The sequence below is a fragment of the Mesorhizobium sp. M7A.F.Ce.TU.012.03.2.1 genome, assembly GCF_004006095.1.
Taxonomy (GTDB): Bacteria; Pseudomonadota; Alphaproteobacteria; order Rhizobiales; family Rhizobiaceae; genus Mesorhizobium.
The window spans coordinates 1,142,707-1,164,350 of sequence record NZ_CP034779.1; the positions used below are offsets into that span (position 1 = coordinate 1,142,707).

General features: G+C 64.2%; 27 protein-coding genes. 19 read left to right on the forward strand and 8 right to left on the reverse strand.

Features of this window, described 5'->3' with window-relative positions:
- Positions 1-136: 136 nt before the first annotated feature.
- The gene (locus EJ079_RS05455; RefSeq protein ID WP_245481817.1) at positions 137-1,018 is read right to left on the reverse strand and encodes a D-alanyl-D-alanine carboxypeptidase family protein; all 882 of its coding nucleotides are present in this window, start codon (positions 1,016-1,018) and stop codon (positions 137-139) included.
- Between the two features lie 424 nt (positions 1,019-1,442).
- Between EJ079_RS05455 and EJ079_RS05460 the strand changes: the two genes are divergently transcribed.
- The 4 genes from EJ079_RS05460 to EJ079_RS05480 all read left to right on the forward strand — a co-directional run bounded on the left by EJ079_RS05460 (position 1,443) and on the right by EJ079_RS05480 (position 5,887).
- On the forward strand, positions 1,443-3,257 hold the full coding sequence (locus tag EJ079_RS05460; protein WP_127808307.1) for a methyl-accepting chemotaxis protein: 1,815 nt from the start codon (positions 1,443-1,445) through the stop codon (positions 3,255-3,257).
- Positions 3,258-3,378: 121 nt separating this feature from the next.
- The gene (locus EJ079_RS05465; RefSeq protein WP_127808308.1) at positions 3,379-4,479 is read left to right on the forward strand and encodes a hypothetical protein; all 1,101 of its coding nucleotides are present in this window, start codon (positions 3,379-3,381) and stop codon (positions 4,477-4,479) included.
- A 353-nt stretch (positions 4,480-4,832) separates the two neighbouring features.
- Positions 4,833-5,453, forward strand: coding sequence for a nucleoside triphosphate hydrolase (locus EJ079_RS05475; RefSeq protein WP_127808309.1), 621 nt, complete (start codon positions 4,833-4,835; stop codon positions 5,451-5,453).
- A gap of 86 nt (positions 5,454-5,539) precedes the next feature.
- Positions 5,540-5,887: a hypothetical protein gene (locus EJ079_RS05480; protein ID WP_127808310.1), complete on the forward strand. Its 348-nt coding sequence runs from the start codon at positions 5,540-5,542 to the stop codon at positions 5,885-5,887.
- 23 nt (positions 5,888-5,910) lie between these two features.
- Here EJ079_RS05480 and EJ079_RS05485 read toward each other — a convergent pair whose 3' ends face one another.
- The 3 genes from EJ079_RS05485 to EJ079_RS05495 all read right to left on the reverse strand — a co-directional run bounded on the left by EJ079_RS05485 (position 5,911) and on the right by EJ079_RS05495 (position 8,241).
- Positions 5,911-6,615: a glutathione S-transferase N-terminal domain-containing protein gene (locus tag EJ079_RS05485; protein WP_127808311.1), complete on the reverse strand. Its 705-nt coding sequence runs from the start codon at positions 6,613-6,615 to the stop codon at positions 5,911-5,913.
- 157 nt (positions 6,616-6,772) lie between these two features.
- Complete coding sequence (locus EJ079_RS05490) at positions 6,773-7,981, reverse strand: beta-ketoacyl-[acyl-carrier-protein] synthase family protein (RefSeq protein WP_127808312.1); 1,209 nt, start codon at positions 7,979-7,981, stop codon at positions 6,773-6,775.
- 5 nt (positions 7,982-7,986) lie between these two features.
- The gene (locus tag EJ079_RS05495) at positions 7,987-8,241 is read right to left on the reverse strand and encodes an acyl carrier protein (RefSeq protein WP_013528393.1); all 255 of its coding nucleotides are present in this window, start codon (positions 8,239-8,241) and stop codon (positions 7,987-7,989) included.
- A gap of 222 nt (positions 8,242-8,463) precedes the next feature.
- On the opposite strand from EJ079_RS05495, the gene EJ079_RS05500 reads away from it, so the two are divergent.
- The 5 genes from EJ079_RS05500 to EJ079_RS05520 are packed head-to-tail and all read left to right on the forward strand — an operon-like array spanning position 8,464 to position 10,834.
- Complete coding sequence (locus EJ079_RS05500) at positions 8,464-9,303, forward strand: urease accessory protein UreD (protein WP_127808313.1); 840 nt, start codon at positions 8,464-8,466, stop codon at positions 9,301-9,303.
- Between the two features lie 28 nt (positions 9,304-9,331).
- Positions 9,332-9,634 carry an urease subunit gamma gene (locus EJ079_RS05505; RefSeq protein WP_127808314.1) on the forward strand — a complete coding sequence of 101 codons (303 nt, stop codon included), beginning with the start codon at positions 9,332-9,334 and terminating at the stop codon, positions 9,632-9,634.
- Between the two features lie 10 nt (positions 9,635-9,644).
- Positions 9,645-9,899, forward strand: coding sequence for a DUF1272 domain-containing protein (locus EJ079_RS05510; protein WP_127383075.1), 255 nt, complete (start codon positions 9,645-9,647; stop codon positions 9,897-9,899).
- A 33-nt stretch (positions 9,900-9,932) separates the two neighbouring features.
- Complete coding sequence (locus EJ079_RS05515; RefSeq protein ID WP_127808315.1) at positions 9,933-10,520, forward strand: HupE/UreJ family protein; 588 nt, start codon at positions 9,933-9,935, stop codon at positions 10,518-10,520.
- A gap of 8 nt (positions 10,521-10,528) precedes the next feature.
- The gene (locus EJ079_RS05520; RefSeq protein WP_127808316.1) at positions 10,529-10,834 is read left to right on the forward strand and encodes an urease subunit beta; all 306 of its coding nucleotides are present in this window, start codon (positions 10,529-10,531) and stop codon (positions 10,832-10,834) included.
- Positions 10,835-10,854: 20 nt separating this feature from the next.
- On the opposite strand, the gene EJ079_RS05525 is transcribed toward EJ079_RS05520, so the two are convergent.
- Both EJ079_RS05525 and EJ079_RS05530 read right to left on the reverse strand, forming a co-directional pair.
- Positions 10,855-11,343, reverse strand: coding sequence for a hypothetical protein (locus tag EJ079_RS05525; protein ID WP_127808317.1), 489 nt, complete (start codon positions 11,341-11,343; stop codon positions 10,855-10,857).
- A 129-nt stretch (positions 11,344-11,472) separates the two neighbouring features.
- A complete protein-coding gene (locus tag EJ079_RS05530; protein ID WP_127808318.1) occupies positions 11,473-11,856 on the reverse strand; it encodes a hypothetical protein in 384 nt (127 codons plus the stop codon).
- Between the two features lie 164 nt (positions 11,857-12,020).
- Here EJ079_RS05530 and ureC point away from each other — a divergent pair, with 164 nt between their 5' ends.
- The 8 genes from ureC (at position 12,021) to EJ079_RS05570 (ending at position 18,254) form a co-directional block, all read left to right on the forward strand.
- Complete coding sequence (gene ureC, locus EJ079_RS05535) at positions 12,021-13,736, forward strand: urease subunit alpha (RefSeq protein ID WP_164873923.1); 1,716 nt, start codon at positions 12,021-12,023, stop codon at positions 13,734-13,736.
- 92 nt (positions 13,737-13,828) lie between these two features.
- Positions 13,829-14,422 carry a hypothetical protein gene (locus EJ079_RS05540; RefSeq protein ID WP_127808320.1) on the forward strand — a complete coding sequence of 198 codons (594 nt, stop codon included), beginning with the start codon at positions 13,829-13,831 and terminating at the stop codon, positions 14,420-14,422.
- Between the two features lie 44 nt (positions 14,423-14,466).
- Positions 14,467-15,072 carry a glutathione S-transferase family protein gene (locus EJ079_RS05545; RefSeq protein ID WP_127808321.1) on the forward strand — a complete coding sequence of 202 codons (606 nt, stop codon included), beginning with the start codon at positions 14,467-14,469 and terminating at the stop codon, positions 15,070-15,072.
- On the forward strand, positions 15,069-15,662 hold the full coding sequence (locus EJ079_RS05550; RefSeq protein ID WP_127808322.1) for an urease accessory protein UreE: 594 nt from the start codon (positions 15,069-15,071) through the stop codon (positions 15,660-15,662). Before EJ079_RS05545 ends, EJ079_RS05550 begins: the two co-directional genes overlap by 4 nt.
- Positions 15,655-16,326, forward strand: a complete 672-nt coding sequence (locus EJ079_RS05555) for an urease accessory protein UreF (protein ID WP_164873735.1) — start codon at positions 15,655-15,657, stop codon at positions 16,324-16,326. The genes EJ079_RS05550 and EJ079_RS05555 overlap by 8 nt, the downstream gene beginning before the upstream one ends.
- The gene (locus EJ079_RS05560) at positions 16,323-16,763 is read left to right on the forward strand and encodes a DUF3995 domain-containing protein (RefSeq protein ID WP_127808324.1); all 441 of its coding nucleotides are present in this window, start codon (positions 16,323-16,325) and stop codon (positions 16,761-16,763) included. The genes EJ079_RS05555 and EJ079_RS05560 overlap by 4 nt, the downstream gene beginning before the upstream one ends.
- On the forward strand, positions 16,760-17,404 hold the full coding sequence (gene ureG / locus EJ079_RS05565; protein ID WP_127808325.1) for an urease accessory protein UreG: 645 nt from the start codon (positions 16,760-16,762) through the stop codon (positions 17,402-17,404). The genes EJ079_RS05560 and ureG overlap by 4 nt, the downstream gene beginning before the upstream one ends.
- A gap of 82 nt (positions 17,405-17,486) precedes the next feature.
- Positions 17,487-18,254 carry a class II aldolase and adducin N-terminal domain-containing protein gene (locus EJ079_RS05570; RefSeq protein ID WP_127399017.1) on the forward strand — a complete coding sequence of 256 codons (768 nt, stop codon included), beginning with the start codon at positions 17,487-17,489 and terminating at the stop codon, positions 18,252-18,254.
- Positions 18,255-18,523: 269 nt separating this feature from the next.
- On the opposite strand, the gene EJ079_RS05580 is transcribed toward EJ079_RS05570, so the two are convergent.
- Entirely contained in the window at positions 18,524-19,156 is a 633-nt protein-coding gene (locus EJ079_RS05580; RefSeq protein ID WP_127808327.1) for an HAD family phosphatase, read from the reverse strand.
- Between the two features lie 259 nt (positions 19,157-19,415).
- Here EJ079_RS05580 and EJ079_RS05585 point away from each other — a divergent pair, with 259 nt between their 5' ends.
- The gene (locus EJ079_RS05585; RefSeq protein WP_127268413.1) at positions 19,416-20,375 is read left to right on the forward strand and encodes a sugar-binding transcriptional regulator; all 960 of its coding nucleotides are present in this window, start codon (positions 19,416-19,418) and stop codon (positions 20,373-20,375) included.
- Between the two features lie 37 nt (positions 20,376-20,412).
- On the opposite strand, the gene EJ079_RS05590 is transcribed toward EJ079_RS05585, so the two are convergent.
- On the reverse strand, positions 20,413-20,598 hold the full coding sequence (locus EJ079_RS05590; protein ID WP_127811284.1) for a hypothetical protein: 186 nt from the start codon (positions 20,596-20,598) through the stop codon (positions 20,413-20,415).
- A 110-nt stretch (positions 20,599-20,708) separates the two neighbouring features.
- On the opposite strand from EJ079_RS05590, the gene gcvA reads away from it, so the two are divergent.
- The gene (gcvA, locus tag EJ079_RS05595) at positions 20,709-21,614 is read left to right on the forward strand and encodes a transcriptional regulator GcvA (RefSeq protein WP_127808328.1); all 906 of its coding nucleotides are present in this window, start codon (positions 20,709-20,711) and stop codon (positions 21,612-21,614) included.
- Positions 21,615-21,644 lie beyond the last annotated feature (30 nt).

Consider the following 21,644-nt stretch of genomic DNA (forward strand, 5'->3'; position numbering starts at 1 on the left):
GGGCGGGTCACGTTTCCAGTGGGTCAATTGGCGCGACTCAGCACCATACCCAAAACAGTAGCATAACTGCCCTCATCGGTCAAGAAAAAATTCCTATCCGTCACCGTGCACCCAGACGCGAACCGCGCCGCGGCCACTACTGCTCGGCGAACATCAGCCTGGTCTTGGTGCCGTCCATGGTCGGCGACAGGCTGCGCTGGATCAGCGCTTCGACATGGTCGTTGCGCTGGCGGGCTGAGTCGGCGCCCATGACCACGACGATCAGATTGCGGCCGTCGGCATTGTAGGAGGTGACGATGTTGAAGCCCGACGCCCTGATGTAGCCGGTCTTGATGCCGTCGACGCCGCGCACGCGGCCGAGCATGTCGTTGTGGCCGCGCACCAGCCGGCCGCGGAACATGAAATCGCTTTCGGAGAAATAGTGGAACTGCTGGGGAAAGCGCCGATGCAGCGCCATGCCGAGCACCGCCATGTCGCGCGCCGTGGTCATCTGGCCATCGTCGGGCAGGCCGGAGGCGTTGCGGAAAATGGTGCTGGTCATGCCGAGCTGGCGCGCCCTGGAGGTCATCATGGCGGCGAACTGATCCTCCGAGCCGCCGAGATATTCGCCGACCGCGACCGCCACGTCGTTCGCCGATTTGACGACGATGGCGCGGATCGCCGAATCGACATCGATGCTCTCGCCGCGCCGGAAGCGCAGCTTGGTCGGCGGCTGCGAGGCGGCATGGTCCGAAACCGGGATCTGCGTCTGCTTGCTGACGCGGCCGGAGTCCAGCGCCTCGAACAGCAGATAGAGCGTCATCATCTTGGTCAGCGAGGCCGGGTAGCGCTGTGCCGTCGAGCTGACCTCGAACAGCTGCTTGCCGGTCCTGGCGTCGACGACGATGGCCGCATATTTCTGCGCCGGCGCCGGCACGGCCAGCACCGAGTCCGGCGGCGTCGTGGCGCAGCCGGCAAGCAGCACCAGCAGGGCGAGTGCCGCAAAAAATCTCTGGATGAGCGGAAGGGGGTTGTACAAGGGCAAGTCTGTTCTGGGGTCGGCTGTTGCTGAGATGCGGCGAAGCTAACGTAACGCATGTGATGCGTCCATTTGGTTAATGGCGGCAGCAAGGCATTTGCCCAGGTTTGCGCATATTTTCAGAGCTTGGCGCCGCCCCTCATCTGCTGCCGCCATCTTCTCCCCGTGAACGGGGAGAAGGACGCTCTCCTCGACGGGTTCGCCAACCGCCGGCGTCGCAGAGTGAACGCCAACGCCGCGGCATCTCCCTTCTCCCCGTTCACGGGGAGAAGGTGCCGGCAGGCGGATGAGGGGCAGCGCCGGCGTCGGCTATCGGCACCGCCGAGCATCTGCCCCGAAAACGCCGGTTTTCCCGTGTCTTTCCTTGCCAGGGCCGCGTTTCCCGTGGGAAGGGGCGTGGTATCTCAGGGCTTGGGGGCTTGGCATGACGAATATCGGGGCCGGGGGCGCAGCGCCCTCGCTTATCAGGGCATCGCTCAGCCGCACCGGCAAATGGGCCGGCAGCGTCGCCTTTATCGGGGGTGCGGTATCCGACATCCTCAATCCGCTGGCGCCGTTCGCCGCCTATATCGCGCTGATCGCCGCGGTGGCCGCAATCATCATCGCCATTGCCATCGTGCTCAGGCTGGTGCTGGCGGCCAGAGCGCTGCCGGCCTTGATCTTCGCCACCACGGCGGCGGCCGTCGCCGGCGGTGTCTACGGCCTGCAGCAGCAGACCAACGCCCAGAACGGGGTGATCGCAAGCCTGGTGCCGGCCATTGCCGGGCTGCAGCAGTCGATGGGGATCGTGTCCGAAAAAGTGGCCAGGATCGAGCAGACCGTCACGCAAACGCAAAAGACGGTCGAACAGGTCAAGCAGACGACCGACACGGTGGCGAAAAAGGCCGACGAGATCGCCTCGGCTCAGCAGCAGCAGACGCAGCAGACGGCGGAGGTGCAGAAGACCACCGACGAGGTGAAGAAGCAGACCGAGACGCTGGCCGCCGGCCAGGCGCAGCAGCAGGCCCAGACCGAGAAGCTGCAAGAAACGACGCAGCAGATCGCCGCCTCGATCGACACCATCGCCAAGGGCTTTGCCGCCTTGGCCGCGCAAGGCGGGGCGATTGCCGAGCCGAAGCGGCCGGACGAGTTCTACCACAATGCCCGCGTCTATGAGCTGTCCGGCGACATGCTCAATGCGCGGCGCTCCTACCTCGCCTTTGCCGGTTTCGACGTCGACGCCATCGACCCCTACACGCGCTTTGCCACGCTGCTTCGGGTGCAGGACGGCAAGGCCGGCGCGCGCGAAGTGTTCGGCGCGCTTGCCGACAAGGGCAAGGCGCTGTCGATCAAGCTGGTGCATATCCAGCAGTTCGACGACGCCCAGCGCCTCGACAAGCTCAACGCCTTCATATCAGCCAATCCAGATTTCGCGCCGGCCTATTTCCTGTTGGCGCAGGAGTTTTCGGAAGATCGGCTCGGCGCCCAGACGCTGGCCGACAAGCGCAACGAGGCCAAGGCACTGACCAGGTTCGTGTCCTACGAAAAGGATGGCGGGCTGCTCAAATATTTCGTCGACCAGACGCAGCTCGCCGACTGGCTGGACCGCAGCCGCAGCCGGCTGGCCGCACTCGGCGACGTGCTCGACCCCTCCCGCTTCGTGCCTTCGCTGACGCCGATGCGTTCAAACCAGGGCTGGTCGATGACCATCTCGCTGCCGGAGCCGGCAACCGCCATCTCCTGGCGCATGGGCGACAGCGGTCCGTTCACCGACACCGGTTTCCTGGCGATGAACGATCAGACGACCGGCAAGCCGATGGCCAATCCGAGCTTCGAGATGCCCGACAGCACCGTGGCCGGCATTATCGCCATCAAATATCTCGACATCAGGGGCCGCGAGACCGGCCCGTTCGACATCCGCTTCGACCCGGAGACAGCGCTCCAGCAAGGCAACAAGCAGATCCTCGACCAGTTCTGGACCTCGTGGATCGCCTTCGATGCCAGCGGCAATCACGGGCTGGTCTACTTCACCCAGATGCTGTCCTACCGCTGCGCCATCAAGCAGGTGCATTACAGCCTGAACGGCGCGGCGCTCGACAAGGAGATCGAGATGCCGCCTTGCGACAAGAAGGATCCCTACGCCATCCCCTACGACTACCAGCCCTATTTCAAGGTCGCCGATAGCGTGAAATCGATGTCGGTGCAGGTCACCTACACCGACGACACCAAGTCGCCGATACGGGAATACAAGCGGCAGTAGCTGCGCTCACCCTCCCCCTTGTGGGAGGGTGAAAGGGCGCTGATGCAAAATGCCTGCCGCAATGCTTGCGCAAGTGCCGCCGAACAGGCCAGTTTGCGCCTGCAGAATCGGTGAGAGCACAATGACCATCCACACCATCAAGGCCCGGGGCATTTCGGTTTCGCTCGACCTCACGGTCGGCCATATCGCCGACATGGTCGTCGAGGGTGGCGGACGACAGCTGAAGCCGCTGCATCGCGCGCCCTGGGTCGATGCGGGCGAGACGCTGCCGGACAATCTGCCGGAAGGCACGGTTCGGCTGTCCGGCGATTTTCTCTGCGCGCCGTTTTCGCGCAGCGATGTCGAGGAGGCGCCGCTGCATGGCTGGCCGGCCAACAGCGCCTGGGATGTGGTCGAAAGTGTCGCGACCGACGATGGCTGGGGCGCGGTCTATCGCCTGCGGCACAAGGTGATGGGCGCCAGCGTCGACAAGATCCTGACGCTGCGCGACGGCCATCCCTTCCTCTACCAGGAACATGTGTTTTCCGGCGGCCATGGTGCGATTTCGGTCGCGCATCACCCGATGACGGCAATGACGGGCGGCGGCAGGCTGGCCTTTTCGCCGAAGCGGTTTGCCGCGACGCTGGACGACCCGCTGGAGCCGGATCCCGCACGCGGCCGCTTCCTGCTGGCCTATCCGGCACGATCCGCCGATCTCGGCCGTTTTCCCGCCGCAGGCGGCGGTACGCTCGACCTGACGGAATACCGCATGGGCGACCTGCGCGAGGATTTCCTCACGCTGGTCGAGACGGATCATGGCGGACCGGGCTGGACCGCGCTTGCGCGCCAGGCCGAGGACGATCTGGTGCTGGTGCTGAAGAACCCTGCCGAGCTGCCGATCACCATGCTGTGGTTCAGCAATGGCGGGCGCGACTACGCGCCCTGGAGCGGTCGCCACCTGGGCGTGCTCGGCATCGAGGACGGCCGCGCCGCCGTCGGCCATGCCGCTTCGATCGGCGACAACTGGCTGAAGCGCGAAGGGGTAGCGACCGCCTTTGCGCTGGGCGAAAGCCAAAGCGTTTCCTTTCGCCATGTCATCGGCGTCATGCCGCTGTCGGGCGGCGAGCCGCCGCAGGAGGTCACGACGGCGGATGGCCGCATGCGGCTGACGGCCAGTGGCGCGGCGCGGGAGGTTCCCTTCGACAGCGATTTCCTGCGTATTGGCCGGCCAGCGGCTGCCTGAACGAACAGCACAGTTGACTTCTGTTCGTTCAAGGGTCCCCATCAATTGCCAAAGTTGGCGCCGCCCCTCACCTGCCTGCCGGCACCCTCTCCCCGTATAGTGACGGGGAGAGGGGTGCTCTCATCACCGATTTCGCCAACTACCAGCGTTACAGAGTAGGCGCCGAGATTGCGGCTGGCCCCTTCTCCCCGTCACTATACGGGGAGAAGTGCCCGGCAGGGCGATGAGGGGCGGCGCCAACTTTGGCAAAAGACCGCCTCCAATAGCTCAAATCCCGATTTGAAATTTCCGCCAACTGCCGACAAGATACAGCGGAAATTATCGTGCCGATCATCCAGGCAAGCGAGGCTCTCATGTCCGAAATCGCCCATCTCGCCGCCACCATCTTCAAACGCGCCGGCAAGGCAAACCGCTTCATCGTCGCCATTGCCGGTCCACCAGGCTCCGGCAAGTCGACGCTGTCGGCAAGGCTGCATGAACTGCTGCCCGAAGGTGCTTCGGAAGTCGTGCCGATGGACGGCTTCCACTATGACGACGCCGTGCTCGAGCGGCGCGGCCTGCGCGCGCGCAAGGGCGCGCCGGAAACCTTCGACTTTGCCGGGTTTGAGGCCCTGCTGAAGCGTATCCGTGCCGGCGAACCCGACATCGCCATCCCGGTCTTCGACCGCAGCATGGAACTGTCGCGCGCCGCCGCCTCGATCGTCGCCACGCAAACCAAGTTCATCCTGGTCGAGGGCAACTATCTGCTGCTCGACGAAGAGCCGTGGTCGCGGCTGGCGCCGCTGTTCGATTTCTCGATCTTCGTCGACGTGCCGCGCAACGAACTCGAGCGCCGGCTGATGGAGCGCTGGCACGGACATGGCCGCTCCGATGAAGATGCGCGCGCCTGGATCGCGTCCAACGACCTGCCCAACATCGAGCGCGTGCTGGCGCGGCGCCGGGCTGCCGATCTGGTGATCGGCCTTTCCGCTTGATTCGACGGATTGCGCAAGGGGAACCTTAAGACTTTCAGGCCGTTATCCCGACACGGCAATTGTGCCAAAAGAGGGATTCGGTTCTAATGGCAACCAAGGCAAAGAAGCCCGCGCCCGCCAAGGGCAAGGCGACCCAATCCGAGGCTGGCGCCGGCCCGGCGATGACAGCCCGTTCGAAGGACGCGAAGCCGACCTTCGGCAAGGCAGCGCCGAAGAAAGTGGTGCCGACCGCAGCGAAAGCCGCGCCGAAAGCCGCAAAGCCGACGAAGCCCGCGAGTTCCAGCGACTCCCTGAGCGGCAGTGCGATGCGCACGGCCAAGGCGACGGCCAACGTCGCTGCCGGCGCGGTCATGGTCGCCGCCCGGGGTGCTGCGTCGCTCGCTGCTTCCGTCACGGGCAAAGGCGGTTCCAAGGCCAAAGCGAAGGCGAAATAGCCGCGCTTCGGAGGCTGGTTCGGCTATCCCTTGGCCGGGATGGTCAGGCCTTTCTGCACCGCCGGCCGCGCCAGGCCGCGCTCCAGCCATGTCGAGACATTGACGAAATCGTCAAAGCCGACGAGTTCGCGCGCTTCGTAGAAGCCGATCAGGTTGCGCACCCAGCCGAGCAGCGAGATGTCGGCGATGGTGTAGTCATTGCCCATGATCCACTTGCGCCCCTTCAGCCTGCCGTCGAGCACACCGAGCAGTCGCTTTGACTCGTCGCGATAGCGCTCCAGAGGGCGTTTGTCGGCGATCTGGCGACCGGCGAATTTGTGGAAGAAGCCGACCTGGCCGAACATCGGCCCGACCGAAGCCATCTGAAAGAACACCCACTGGATGGTCTCGTAGCGGCGCGCGGCATCGATGGGCATGAGCAGGCCGGTCTTTTCAGCGAGGTAGAGCAGGATGGCGCCGGATTCGAACAGGCCGATCGGCTTGCCGTCCGGACCGTTCGGATCGATGATCGCCGGTATCTTGCCGTTGGGATTGAGCGACAGGAATTCCGGTGTCCAGCTTTCGTTCTGGCCGATGTTGACCCAATGCGGCTCGTAGGGCAGGCCGAGTTCCTCCAGGGCAATCGATATCTTCACGCCGTTCGGCGTTGTTGCCGAATAGAGTTGGATCTGGTCCGGATTCTTGGCCGACCAACGCGTTGCGATCGGAAAGGCGGACAGGTCGGCCATGGAAACTCCTGAATGGGGATTCGCGCCGAGCGGCGCGGTTTGGCGGGGGGCCAAGAATTAGACGCGCAACACGGCACGATCAATATAGCGGTGACCATTTCGTCGTGCACGGACGGTCAACGGAACGGCCCGTTTGGGGCAGATCGCGCGCCTGGGCTCAAACAGCCTTGAAGGCCAGCACGGCATTGGTGCCGCCGAACGCGAAGCCGTTGCTGATCGCGGCGCGCACCTTGCGCTCGCGCGGGACATTCGGCGTGACGTCGAGGTCGCAATCGGGATCGGCCTCACGAAAATTGGCCGTCGGCGGCACGATGCCTTCGCGGATCGCCATCACGCAGGCGATCATCTCCAGCGCCCCCGATGCGCCGAGGCAATGGGCGTGCATCGACTTGGTCGACGACACCGAAACCTTGTAGGCATGGTCGCCGAAGACGCGCTTGATCGCTGCCGTCTCGATCTGGTCGTTGGCCTTGGTGCCGGTGCCATGGGCGTTGAGGTAGTCGACATCCTCGGGATTGAAGCCGGCATCGGCCAGGCAGGCGCGCATGGCCGCCGTCGGCCCTTCGACGGTCGGCGCGACAATGTCGGACGCGTCGGCGGAAAGGCCGGCGCCGGCAATCTCGGCAAGGATGGTGGCACCGCGCGCCATGGCGTGTTCGTAGCTCTCCAGCACCGCCATGCCGGCGCCCTCGCCGAGCGACAGGCCCTGGCGATCTGCCGAGAATGGCCGGCAAGTGTCGGGTGCCAGCACCCGCAGCGCTTCCCAGCCCTTCAGAATACCCCAGACCAGCGGCGCATCGGTGCCGCCGGCGACCATCACATCGGCGCGGCCAAGCCTGATCTGGTCGACGGCCGAGGCGATGGCGTGGTTGGACGACGAGCAGGCCGAGGTGACGCCGAAGACCGGGCCGCGCAGGCCGAGATTCATGCTGACGTGGCCGGAGGCCGCACTTGGCATCACCTTTGGCACGGTGAAGATACCGGCGCGGTTCTTGCCCTCGATCAGGATGGCGCGATAGCTCTCTTCGATCGCCTCCCAGCCGCAGACGCCGACACCGACGACGGTGCCCATCCGATAGGTGGTGGCTTCATTCGAAACCAGGCCGGCCTGCTGCATGGCTTCTCTGGCTGCGATCGTCGCCAGCAGGCTGAAGCGGTCCATCGACACGGTCTGCTTGCGGTCGATTCCGTGATCGGGAAGTGCCTTGATTTCGCAGCCGACCTTGACCTTCAAATCATGCAGCTGGGGACTTGTGATCTGGCCGATGGCCGAGCGGCCGGCGCGCATCTCGTTCCAGATCGCGGGCGCGCTGGTGCCGAGCCCGCAAATGCCGCCCATGCCGGTGATGACAACGCGCTGCCGCATTCAGTTCAGGCTTTTTTCGCGATCAGCGCGCGCACAGCTTCGACCATGTCGCCGACATTCTTCAGATTGCTCCAGGCGTCGACCGTGTTCATCTCGATCTCGATGCCATACTCTTCCTCAAGATCGAAGATAATCTCCGTCAGCTCGAGCGAATGGATGCCAAGCGAGGTCAATTCGGTGGTGGTGGTGATTTCTTCGCCGCCGGGCTCGGCATGAGCCTTGATCTTCGCGATGATATCCGTTGCCAGCTGGTCGGCCATTCGGTTCCTTCCCCACTATCTCGACGTTTCCCGACGCCAACTGAGCAGCGCCCCTTTTTCTCCTGGTATCAAGCCACCGTCGTCGTTTAATACCCTCGCCAAGCGCAGCATGACCGTACCAAGGTGGTTCCCTCTATAGAAACCGAAACGTTGTCAAGCAACAAGCTATATCGAACTCCATATCGACAAAGCCGACGGAGTGCTTAACGTGCAGGCATGGATATGGGCGAACCTAACGGCGAACATGACGGGATTTCGACGCAGCGCGTTGCGGGCGTCGCGCGGCTTTCCTGCGCGCTCAGTGAGGGCCGCACGCGCCTGCGGCGCCTCTATCAGGACGGCGCCGCCAAGATAAGAATGCCGGCCGTCTCGACCGATCCGCTCGAAGCGGTGCTGATCAACACCGCCGGCGGGATGACCGGCGGCGACCGTATCGCCTGGGAGGTGGATGTCGGCGCGGCCGCTTCGGCGTCGATCACCACGCAGGCCTGCGAGAAGATCTACCGGGCGGCATCCAACCGTGCCGAAGTGCGGGTCAATTTGTCGGTCGGCGAAAATGGCCGGATCGCCTGGCTGCCGCAGGAAACCATCGCCTTCGACCGGGCGGCCTTTGCCCGCACGCTCGAGGTCGAGCTTGCCGTCGGCGCCGAGGCGCTGGTGCTGGAAGCCGCCGTTTTCGGCCGCCTGGCGATGGGCGAACGCGCCACGCAGGGCGACTTCCATGACCGCTGGCGTGTGCGCCAGGATGGCGCCCTCATTCATGCCGAGGATTTCCGCATCGGACCCGATATCGCCGCCACGCTCGACCGCCCGGCGGTTGCCGGCGGCGCGATTGCGGTGGCGACGCTGCTTCTGGTGTCGCCACGCGCCGAGGCCCTGCTCGACCGGGTTCTGGAGATCGTCGGCGACCACGGCAGCGCCAGCGTCTGGAGCGTGAAGAAATCTGGCAAGCTTCTTGCGAGGCTCTACGCCGGGGACGGCTACCGGCTGCGCCAGCGGCTGGTTCCACTCGTCGAATTGCTTAACGGAAGGGCGGGGTTGCCCAAATTATGGTCACTATAGGCCTGTCTCTACCAATCCAGGGAAACGCATGAACCTGACGCCGAGGGAAAAGGACAAGCTGCTGATCGCCATGGCGGCGATCGTGGCGCGCAAGCGGCTCGAACGCGGCATCAAGCTCAACCATCCGGAAGCGATCGCGCTGATCACCGACTTCGTCGTCGAAGGCGCCCGCGACGGCCGTCCGGTCGCCGAACTGATGGAAGCCGGCGCTCATGTCGTCAGCCGCGCGCAAGTCATGGAAGGCATCGCCGAGATGATCCATGACGTGCAGGTCGAGGCGACTTTTCCCGACGGCACCAAGCTGGTGACCGTGCACGAACCGATCCGTTGAGGAGGACAGGATGCTGGAGCTGCGTCCCAACTGCGAATGCTGCGACAAGGACCTGCCGCCGGAGGCGACGGATGCGCTGATCTGCACCTTCGAGTGCACCTTTTGCGCCGGATGCGTGGAACAGGTGTTGGGCGGCATCTGCCCCAATTGCGGCGGTGGTTTTTCGGCGCGGCCGATCCGCCCGCCAGCGATGCTGAAGAAATATCCGGCGTCGCGCAGACGCGTTCTCAAGGCTGAAGGCTGCGGTCCCAGCAAGGCGGCGTAAACACCAGACCGAGCAAAACGAAAGGCAAATAGAATGATCCCTGCCAAACGCCTCTGCCTGTCGGCGATCCTGCTGCTGGCCGCTGCCATGCCGGCCTATGCTCATGTCGGCATCGGCACGGCCTCCTCCTTCACGGCCGGCTTCATGCACCCGCTTTCCGGGCTCGATCACATGACGGTGATGGTCGCGGTCGGGCTGTGGGCGGCGCTCAAGGGCGGCAAGGCGGTTCTTGCCTGGCCGGCGGCCTTTGTCGGCGTCATGCTGGTCGGCGGCGCGCTGGGCATGCTGCACATGCCGCTGCCCTTCGTCGAACCGGGCATACTGGCATCGGTCGTGACGCTCGGGCTGCTGGTGGCGCTGGCGATCGATCTGCCGGTCTCGGCCGGGGTCGCCATCATCGGCCTGTTCGCACTTTTCCACGGCCACGCGCATGGCACCGAGGTGCCGGAGAATGCCGGCGGGCTTGAATACATGGCCGGCTTTGCCATCGCCACGCTGTTGCTGCATGCCGCCGGCATCGCTGCCGGTCTCAGTCTCGGCATCCGGTTCCGTGGAGTGGCCCGTGCTGCCGGTGCCGCCTGCGCGGCGATCGGCATCGGTCTCGCCTTCGGCATCGTGTGAGGGTGACCATGATCCCCGGTGAAATCATCACGGTGAGCGGCGACATCGAACTCAACAAGGGCCTGCCGACCGTCACCCTGAAAGTCGCCAACAGCGGCGACCGGCCGGTCCAGGTCGGCAGCCACTACCATTTCTTCGAGACCAATGAGGGGCTGAAGTTCGACCGCGAGCGCGCCAGGGGCATGCGTCTCGACATTGCCGCGGGCACGGCGATGCGTTTCGAGCCGGGCCAGGAGCGCGACGTCACGCTGGTGCCGCTCGGCGGCAAGCGCGAGATCTACGGATTTCAGCAGAAGGTGATGGGCAAGCTGTGAGATCTTCCGGCGCGCTCAGCTCAGTTCGATGGCTTGGCCGCGGCGTAGATGACGATCTTTCCGGGATCGCCGAATTCGACGGCAAGGACATCCTGCGCCTGCACGCGCCGCGATTCGATGGCGTTGAACAGCAGCGCGTTGGCCTCGATCTCCTTGCGCAGCTCGGTGATGTCGTCCTGATGCTGCTTGACCTTGCTTTCGATCTCCGGCGGCGGGCCGCCTTCGCTGCGCGCGGCATCGGTGAGGAACACGATGTCGACCTTGTCGAGCTTGGACGTCTTGCGCACCGTACCGATGTTTTCACGCGTCCGGTCGATCGCCGTGTTGACGTTTGCGGCCTCAGTGGTGGCGTTGGTCTCTTCCTGCTTGACCTGCGAGCCGACGATGCGGTTAACGGTCTCAGTGCTTTCCAGCCCCTGCGCCTTCAATCCGGCAACAGGACCCGCCACCGCCAGGAACGCCATAGCGGCGATTGCCCGCATTCCGGTCGAGAAAGAATTGGTCGCCATCGCTCGCTCCTGAGAGAAATCGTTTCGGGGCGCGGGTTAGCGCGAAAAGAACAAAACGAATGCCGCCCGGAGAAGGTTCCTTTCCCGATGCGGCCGGCCGGCCGGATGCCGGCCCGCCGTGCCGTGGCGTCAGCTCGCCTTCTTGGTGATCAGGGTCAGTGCGCCATTGGGTTCCATGCTGGCCGCGACCACCTGCGCAGAGGTCATTCCCTTGGCCTCCAGCGCCGACTTCACCTTGGGTGTGGCATCGATCGAGCTGCGCAGTTTCTTCAAGCCGTCATCGCCGCGCTGGGCGATCACCTGGTTGACCTGCGTCTGGGTGTCCTTTGGCAACTCGGTGATGTCGACGATGTTGACGCTTTGGATCGTCGGCACCGCAGGCTGAGTCTGGGGCGTGGCTGGAGCAGGCGTTGCCGGCGCCGGAGCGGGCTGTGGCGCGGGTTGCTGCTGGGCACTGGCGGCGCCCGCCAGCATCAGGCTGGCTGCGGCGGCAAGAATTATCGTTTTGCGCATGGATCTTCCTTTCCATCGATTGGCAAACGGTCGGTCTGGGGTGACCCCCTAACCTCAACCGCCAAATGGGATCAGAAGGTGTCGCCCAGCGGGTCATTGCGTGACCATAGGATGGCAGCAATGTGCAGCACCGCTTCAATCCAACCGCATTTCAGGAGCAATCGCTGATGGCCAGAATTACCCGCGCCGCCTATGCGCAGATGTATGGCCCGACGGTCGGCGACAGAGTGCGCCTTGCCGACACCGAACTGTTCATCGAGGTCGAGAAGGATCTCACCATCCATGGCGAAGAGGTGAAATTCGGCGGCGGCAAGGTGATCCGCGACGGCATGGGCCAGAGCCAGGTTTCCCGAGCCCAGGGCGCCGTCGACACGGTGATCACCAACGCGCTGGTGATCGATGCCAGCGCCGGCATCTTCAAGGCCGATATCGGGCTTCGCGACGGCCGTATCGCGGCCATCGGCAAGGCCGGCAATCCGGACACCCAGGATGGCGTCACCATCATCATCGGCCCCGGCACCGAGATCATCGCCGGCGAAGGCAAGATCCTGACGGCAGGCGGCTTCGATGCGCATATCCACTTCATCTGCCCGCAGCAGATCGAGGAAGCGCTGATGTCAGGCATCACCACCATGCTCGGCGGCGGCACCGGCCCGGCGCACGGCACGCTGGCCACCACCTGTACGCCGGGACCATGGCACATGGCCCGCATGATCCAGTCCTTCGATGCCTTCCCGATGAACATCGGCCTGTCGGGCAAGGGCAATGCCTCCCTGCCCGCCGCGCTCGAGGAAATGGTGCTGGGCGGCGCCTGCTCGCTGAAGCTGCACGAAGACTGGGGCACGACGCCGGCGGCCATTGATTGCTGCCTGTCGGTCGCCGACGACTACGACGTGCAGGTCATGATCCATACCGACACGCTGAACGAATCCGGCTTCGTCGAGAACACGGTCGCCGCCATCAAAGGCCGTACCATCCATGCCTTCCACACCGAGGGCGCCGGCGGCGGCCACGCACCTGACATCATCAAGGTCTGCGGCCTGCCCAACGTCATCCCGTCCTCGACCAACCCGACGCGGCCCTACACGGTCAACACGCTGGCCGAGCATCTCGACATGCTGATGGTCTGCCATCATTTGTCGCCGTCGATCCCCGAGGACATCGCCTTTGCCGAAAGCCGCATCCGCAAGGAGACCATCGCGGCCGAAGACATTTTGCACGACATCGGTGCCTTCTCGATCATCTCGTCGGACAGCCAGGCCATGGGCCGCGTCGGCGAAGTCGCGATCCGCACCTGGCAGACCGCCGACAAGATGAAGCGCCAGCGCGGCTCGCTGCCGCAGGAGACCGGCAACAACGACAATTTCCGCGTCCGCCGCTACATCGCCAAATACACGATCAACCCGGCCATCGCGCATGGGCTGTCGAAAGACATCGGCTCGATCGCGGTCGGCAAACGCGCCGACCTGGTGCTGTGGAACCCCGCCTTCTTCGGCGTCAAGCCGGACATGGTGCTGATCGGCGGCATGATCGCCGCAGCACCGATGGGCGACCCCAACGCCTCGATCCCGACGCCGCAGCCGATGCACTACCGGCCGATGTTCGGCGCCTATGGCAAGGCCAGGACCAACTCGTCGGTGACCTTCGTTTCGAAAGCCGCGCTCGAATCAGGCCTGCACGGCAGGCTCGGTGTCGACAAGCAGTTCGTCGCCGTCGAGAACACCCGCGGCGGCATCGGCAAGCATTCGATGGTGCTCAACGACGCCACGCCGCATGTCGAGGTCGATCCGGAAACCTATGAGGTGCGTGCTGACGGCGAGCTTTTGACCTGCGAGCCGGCGACGGTGCTGCCGATGGCGCAGAGATACTTTCTGTTCTGAAGCGGCGATTCGACCGGGCGAGCATTATCCGTTGCAACCCTTGGGGGGAGGCAGCAATATGCGGCCGACCAACAGTTGCATTGTGATCGAGCATGGCCACCGAAATCGCTTCCGCCCACGACATTTTCCCGCATATCCGCATCGTCATGGGCATGGTGATCGGGCTTGGCGTCGCCCGCCTGCTGTCGGGGGTGGCGCGCATCGTCCAGCATCCCGGCCAGTACAAGCTCTATACCGTGCATCTGGCCTGGGTCGTCTCGGTGCTCCTGATGCTGGTGCATTTCTGGTGGTGGGAGTTCGGCCTCTACGCCATCGAAACCTGGACCTTCGGCAAGTACCTGTTCATCATCTTCTACGCGATCACGCTGTTCCTGCTGTGCGCGCTCTTGTTCCCAGATTCGATGCTGGACTACACCAGCTATGAGGATTTCTTCTATTCGCGCCGTGCGTGGTTCTTCGGCCTGCTGGCTGCGACCTACCTGCTCGACGTGGTCGACACGCTGCTGAAAGGGCCAGAGCATTTCGCCCGCTTCGGCAGCGAGTATCTGTTCCGCACGCCGGTCTTCGTTGCGCTGTGTATCGTCGCGATCCTGGTGCGCGATCGCCGCTTCCACATCGCCTTCGTCACGGCGGCGCTTATCTACCAGATATCGTTCATCCTGCGGCTCTTCGACACCATCGTCTGAACGAACGCGATGGTCTAGCTTGTTGGGGAAAGGCAGGGTTCGACATGTACAAGGCCGTCGGATCGCGCGGATCCCGGGTCAGCCGCGTTCTCTGGATGCTCGAGGAGCTCGCGCAGCCTTATGAATTCGTCGAGGTTCATCTGCGCTCACCGGAAGCCTATGCGCTCAACCCATCGGGCAAGGTGCCGATCCTCATCGACGGCGAACTGACGGTGACGGATTCGGCGGCGATCTGCGTTTATCTCGCCGACAAGCACGCGGACAAGGGAATGGGCGCCAATCCGGGTGTCGCCGGCCGGGCCGAGATGGATTCCTGGATGCATTTTGCCCAGAGCGAGTTGGAAGCGCCGCTGTGGAACAAATTGCGCCATCGCTTCCTGCTGCCTAGGGATGTGCGCGTCGATGTCGGTCCTGCGGCGGCTTACGATTTTGCCTCGGAACTGAAGGCGCTGGAGCGGCGGCTGGGCGACAAACCGTTTGCGCTCGGCGATCGGTTTTCCGCTGTCGATGTGCTGCTCGGCGACATGGGCGGCTGGGCTCGCGCCGGCCGATTCCCGATCGACTCCGAGCGCGTCAACACCTATTTCGACCGCGTGCTGGCACGGCCCGCCCGTGCACGGGCGCAAGCAAATGGGGGATCCATGAAATGAAGCTCAACCTCAACACCGACTTCACCAAATTCCCGCGGGCCGTCTCCGTACTGTCCGCCGGCAATGCCGGAACCACGCTACCGTCCGGCCGGGCCATTCTCGCCCATGACGAGCGGCATTTGCGCCGCCGCGCCATCGAGCTTGCCGACGGCAGCAAGGTGCTGGTCGACCTGCCCGAACCCGTCGCCTTGAACGATGGCGACCGGCTGGTGCTGGAGGATGGCGGCCATGTCGAGATCATCGCGGCGCCGGAAGAGGTCTATGACATCCGCGCCCGCGACGGCGTGCATCTGGCCGAGCTCGCCTGGCACATCGGCAACCGCCATCTCGCAGCAAGCATCGAGGCCGGTCGCATCCTCATCCTGCGCGACCATGTCATCAAGGCGATGCTGGAGGGGCTCGGCGCCACGGTGGCCGACGTTTCCGAACCGTTCAAGCCGGTGCGCGGCGCCTATTCCGGGCATGGCGGGCAAAGCCACGATCACGGCCATGCGCATGCCCACAGCCACGCCGAAGCGCACAGCCATTCTCATGACGAAGCGCATACCCATTCGCACAGTCACGCCGGCCACCACCACGATCATGACTGACCAGCCTTCGAACATCGCCCTGCTGCGGCTGATGGCGTGGCTGTCGCCTGCCTTTCCGGTCGGCGGCTTTTCCTACAGCCATGGTCTCGAGCGCGCGGTGCATGACGGGCTGGTTGCCGATGCCGGGAGCCTGGCCGGCTGGCTGGAAACGCTTGTCGAGATGGGCTCGGGCTGGAACGATGCCGTGCTGTTCGCCGAGAGCTGGCGCCGCGCACGCGGCACCGGTGATCTCGATGAAGTGGCGGCACTCGCCGAGGCGCTGGCCGGCTCGCGCGAACGCCACACCGAGACCATGCTGCAGGGTGCGGCCTTCCTCAAAGCGGCGGCAGCCTGGCCTAATTCAGCGCTGGCGCGTTTGCCGGCCGAATGCGCCTATTGCGTCGCCGTCGGCGCAATCGCCGGCGGCAATTCAATTGCACTTCCCGATGCGCTGTCCGCCTTCCTGCAAACCTTCTTCTCCAACCTCGTGCAGGCAACGATCCGCCTTGGCGTTGTTGGCCAGAACGGCGCGACCGCGTTGTTAGCCGGCTTCGAGCCGCTGGCGCTGGCGACCGCAAGCCGCGCTGCGCGCTCGACATTGGACGATCTCGGCGGCTGCGCCTTCGTCTCCGATGTCATGGCGATGAAGCATGAAACCCAGTATTCGCGACTGTTCCGCTCATGATTTTTCTCGCTTTCTCGCTCTCCCTTGCTCTGCTGCTGATCACCGCGCTGCATGTCTATTGGGGCCTTGGCGGCATCTGGCCGGGCCAGGATGCGGCCTCCTGCGCCCGCGCCGTTGTCGGCTTTCGCGGCGTCGATGAAATGCCGACGCCGTTCGCCAGTTTCGCCGTCGCCGCGTGTCTCTGCCTGGCGACACTGTGGCCGCTGGCGCTCGCAGGCGTCTTTGCTTCACCCTTCCCAAAGCAGGGGCTCGCCGCCACTTCGCTGCTCATCGGTCTGGTGTTCCTGGGCCGCGGCATAGCCGGCTTCACGCCATGGTGGCGGCGGCTGGCGCCGGAACAGCCTTTCGCGCGGCTCGATGTCCGCTATTATTCGCCGCTGTGCCTGTCGATCGGGCTCGGCTTTGCCATCCTCGCCATCACGGAGTTTCCCGCATGACACAGACAAATGGTCCGCTGCGCGTCGGCATTGGCGGCCCGGTCGGTTCGGGCAAGACGACGCTGACCGAAAAGCTGTGCAAGGCGCTGCGCGACGAGTTTTCCATCGCCGTCGTCACCAACGACATCTACACCAAGGAAGACGCCATGATGCTGGCGCGGCTGCAGGCACTGCCCGAGGACCGCATCATGGGTGTCGAGACCGGCGGCTGCCCGCACACCGCCATCCGCGAGGATGCGTCGATCAATCTGCAGGCAATCGCCGAAATGAACAGGAAATTCCCGGATCTCGACATCGTCTTCATCGAATCCGGCGGCGACAATCTTGCCGCGACCTTCTCGCCTGACCTCGCCGACCTGACGCTCTATGTCATCTCGGTTTGCCAGGGCGAGGAGATTCCGCGCAAGGGCGGGCCGGCGATCACCCGCTCCGATTTCCTGGTGATCAACAAGAGCGATCTTGCTCCTTACGTAAACGTCAACCTCGATGTCATGGAGAGCGACGCCGGCCGCATGCGCCGAAAACGGCCGTTTGGCTTCACCGACCTGTCGCGCGGCAAGGGGCTGCAGGAGGTGATCGATTTCATCATCGAGCATGGCGGCCTGCGAGCCGGCGCTGCCGCTGCCAGCACGGCGGCGTGAGACAGCTATCCCTGCACCAACCAAAACCGGTTGCGGGGATCGACTGGCCACGGCATTCTTGCCGAAACCGGAGGATTTTAGGATGAGCATCGCCCGCCTGCAAAAGGAAACGCTGACCAACCTGCCCTTCTATGAGGAGCGCGTCGATCTCGCCTGCGCCTTCCGCTGGACGGCACGGCTCAATATGCACGAGGCGGTCGCCAATCATTTCTCACTGGCCGTCAATGACGACGGCACACAGTTCCTGATGAACCCCAACCAGGTGCATTTCTCGCGCATCAAGGCGAGCGACCTTCTGATGATCGATGCCAACGATCCAGAAACGCTCTCCGGCCCCAATGCGCCCGACCCGACGGCGTGGGGACTGCATGGTGCCATCCATCGCAATGTGCGCCACGCGCGCTGCGTCATGCATGTGCACTCGATCCACGCCACGGTGCTGGCATCGCTCGCTGACTCGACATTGCCGCCGATCGACCAGAATTCGGCGATGTTCTTCAATCGCCATGTCGTGGACGCGCACTATGGCGGGCTGGCCTTCGAGGAGGAGGGCGAGCGCTGCTCGCAGCTTCTCGTCGATCCCAAGGTCAAGGTGATGGTGATGGGCAATCACGGCGTGCTGGTCATCGGCGACACGGTCGCCGATGCCTTCAACCGCATGTTCTATTTCGAACGCGCCGCCGAGACCTACATCAAGGCGCTGTGGACCGGCCGCCCGCTGCGCACGCTTTCCGACGCGATCGCAGAAAAGGCCGCGAGCGAGATGGACGACTATCCCGGCCAGGCCGAACGCCATCTCAGCGAGTTGAAGGCGATCCTCGACGAGCAGGAACCGGCCTACCGGAATTGAGGACCCTTCTCCCCGTCACTATACGGGGAGAAGGTGCCGGCAGGCGGATGAGGGGCGGCGCAAGCCCCGAAAGTGTGGGACGAACCAAAACTCGGCCTGACCGTGATCTCAATACGCCATGGAAAGCGCCTTCATTGTCAATCGCGGCGCCGCCCCTCATCGCCCTGCCGGGCACTTCTCCCCGTATAGTGACGGGGAGAAGGACGCTCTTATTCGCCGGTTTCGCCAATCATCGACGTCGCAGGAAGAGCCACCCACTTTCCCCAAGCTTAAAGCCCCAGTTCAGTCCGCAATTCCTCGGCGCTGTTGATGACGACGGCGCCGGGCGGGCCTTCCATCGGCTTTTCCGGCCAGAAGATCGTTTTCATGCCCGCCGCCAGTCCCGCCATGGCGCCCGGCCAGCTGTCGTCGATCGCCACGGCGTGCGCAGGGTCGACATCGGCCAGATAGGCGGCGCGCAGGAACGGCTCGGCATGCGGCTTGCCTTCGCGCACATCGTTGCGGCTGATCGTCTTCATGCCGGGGTAGATCAGGCCGACCATGCTCAGATTGGCGTCGACGATCATCCGGTCCGAATTCGAGACCACGGCCTGCTGGATGCCTCTTGCACGCAGCTCGTTGAAGATCTCGATCGCGCCGGGGCGCGGCTTCAAGCTCTCCACCAGCGGCAGATAATGCTCGTATTTGCGCACGATCCAGTCGTCGAAAGGCAGGTCCAGGCCGAACTCGTCGCGCATCATCTCGTAGACCGGCCAGGCGGCGACGCCGAGCACGCGCTCATGCAGATCGTCCGGCGGGACAAGGCCGACATTGCGCATCGCCGCCACCAGGGCTGCTTCGTGCAGCGGCTCACTGTCGACCAGCGTGCCGTCCATGTCCCAGAAAACCGCTTTCGGCGTCATGCGAGGCTCCTTTTTGCCATCCCTTAAAGGGTTTGGGCTGGGAGATAAACCTTCGGAGCGCAAGAACCTGCCGTCTGTCGGGACCGCCGCCAAGTCTCTTTGGCGACGCAGGGCATCGTGGGAGAAAAAAACCCGGGCCGTGCCTACGCCGGGAAACAGCAAGCAATTGCTCCCGAGATTGACAATTGCGCAGCAGGCCGTTCCCTGCGAAAGTGGGCATGAGCCGCTCTCATGACCGGCGGTCTCGGGAGGCAGGACCTTGAATAGCCGGCAGGATGGTGGCAGCAACAGGCTGGACGATGCGGCGCGCGCCGGCTGGCTTTATTATGTTGCCGGCAACACACAGGACCAGATCGCTTCGACGCTCGGCATTTCGCGGCAAACGGCGCAGCGGCTGGTATCGCTGGCGGTGTCGGAGGGCTTGATCAAGGTTCGCGTCGACCATCCGATCGCCAACTGCCTCGATCTGGCGGCACGGCTGAGATCGCGCTTTGCGCTCGATCTGGTCGAGGTGGTGCCGAGCGACCCCAATTCGTCCTCGACCACGATCGGCATCGCCGAGGCGGCTGCCGCCGAGATCGAGCGGCGGCTGCGGTCACCGACCCCGATCGTCATGGCGATCGGCACCGGGCGCACGCTGAAGGCGGCGATCGAGCAGCTGCCGCCAATGGAATGCCCGCAGCACAAGGTGGTGTCGTTGACCGGCAACATCTCGCCGGACGGCTCGGCCGCCTTCTACAACGTCATCTTCACCATGGCCGACAGGGTCAAGGCGCGCTCCTTCCCGATGCCGCTGCCGGTCATCGCCTCGTCGCCGGAGGAGCGCGAGATGCTGCTCAACCAGCCGATGATCCAGCCGACGCTTGCGCTTGCCGCCGAGGCCGACGTCACCTTCATCGGCATCGGCGACCTCGGCCCCAAGGCGCCGCTCTACGAAGACGGCTTCATTTCGGAGAGCGAATTGAAGGCGCTGCAGAAGGCCGGCGGCATCGCCGAGATCGTCGGCTGGGTGTTCGACAGGGAGGGCCGCATGATCGAGGGCATCACCAACGACCGGGTGTCGTCGGCGTCGCTTCCGTCACGCGAGAAATCGCTGGTCATCGCACTGGCCATGGGCGAACGAAAGCTGCCAGGCATTCTGGCGGCCGCGAACCGGCGGTTGATCAACGGCCTCATCACCGATGAACGGACCGCCGCCGCCCTGCTGGCCAACATCTGACCGGAACCACACCTGATTTGCGATAAAACCAACCGCGCTAGCTGTGCCGCCCGAAAGGGTCGTTGCCATCGAGAAAACCGAGATCGCGCTGCAGATGCGGCGACAGGTCCCTGATGTCGAGATGTGCCCGTTTCTTGCCCGCGAACCAGCCGAATCCGTCTGTCAGCCACGAAATCCAGCGGTGATCCGGAGCGGGACTGCATTTTTGCTGCGCCATAGTCATGATCGTCAACCTTCGCTATCCTGAACCCGAATGACGGGTTGACTGGGAATGTCGGTCTTGACGGCAGTCTTTGCCAATCGAACGTCGATAAGGACCCATAAGGAGGCTTTATGCCGGACCTGAGCTCTCGGCAGGTTTCACAGCTTCCGCCGCTGCAGGCGATCCGGGTGTTCGAAGCGGTGGCGCGGCATCTTTCCTTCACCAAGGCCGCCGGCGAACTCGCCATGACGCAGGCAGCGGTCAGCTATCAGATCAAGGTGCTGGAGGAACGGGTCGGCGCACCGCTGTTCCTGCGCCGGCCGCGCCAGATCGCACTCACCGAGGCCGGACAGCGCCTCGCGCCGGCGGTCAGCGAGGCCTTTGCCATTCTCGGCCAGGCCTATGCGGCGGCGCGTGGCGGCGCCGATGGATTGCTGTGCGTCACGACGGTGCTGACCTTTGCCTCGAACTGGCTGGCGCACCATCTGGGCTCTTTCCAGATCGCTCATCCCTCCCTTGCCGTGCGGCTCGAAACGTCGAGCCGGCTGACGGATTTCGCCCGCGAGGATGTCGACCTCGCCATCCGGTCGGGCGGCGGCAAATGGCCGGGGCTGGAAGCCTACAAGCTGCTCGATGCCGACTTCACCCCGATGCTGAGCCCGAAGCTCGCGGCAAGCATCGGCGGCGTCAGGGAACCGGCGGACCTGTTGCGGCTGCCGATCCTCGATCCCGGCGACATCTGGTGGACGCAATGGTTCGAGGCTGCCGGCGTGCATTCGCACGATCTTGCCAAGCGGCCCGGCAGCAGCATGGGCGCGCAGGCCTATGAGGCCAATGCGGCGATCGCCGGTCATGGCGTCGCGGTCCTGACCAGGGCGCTGTTCAAGGCGGAACTTGCCGACGGGCGCCTGATCCAGCCTTTCGATCTTGTTGGCGACGACGGCCATGCCTATTGGCTGGTCTACCCCGAAGCGCGCCGCAACGTGCCGAAGATCCGTGCCTTCCGCGACTGGCTGCTGGCCGAGATCGCCGGCTGACCGGCAAGCTTTCGGGCTGCACCTGGTTTT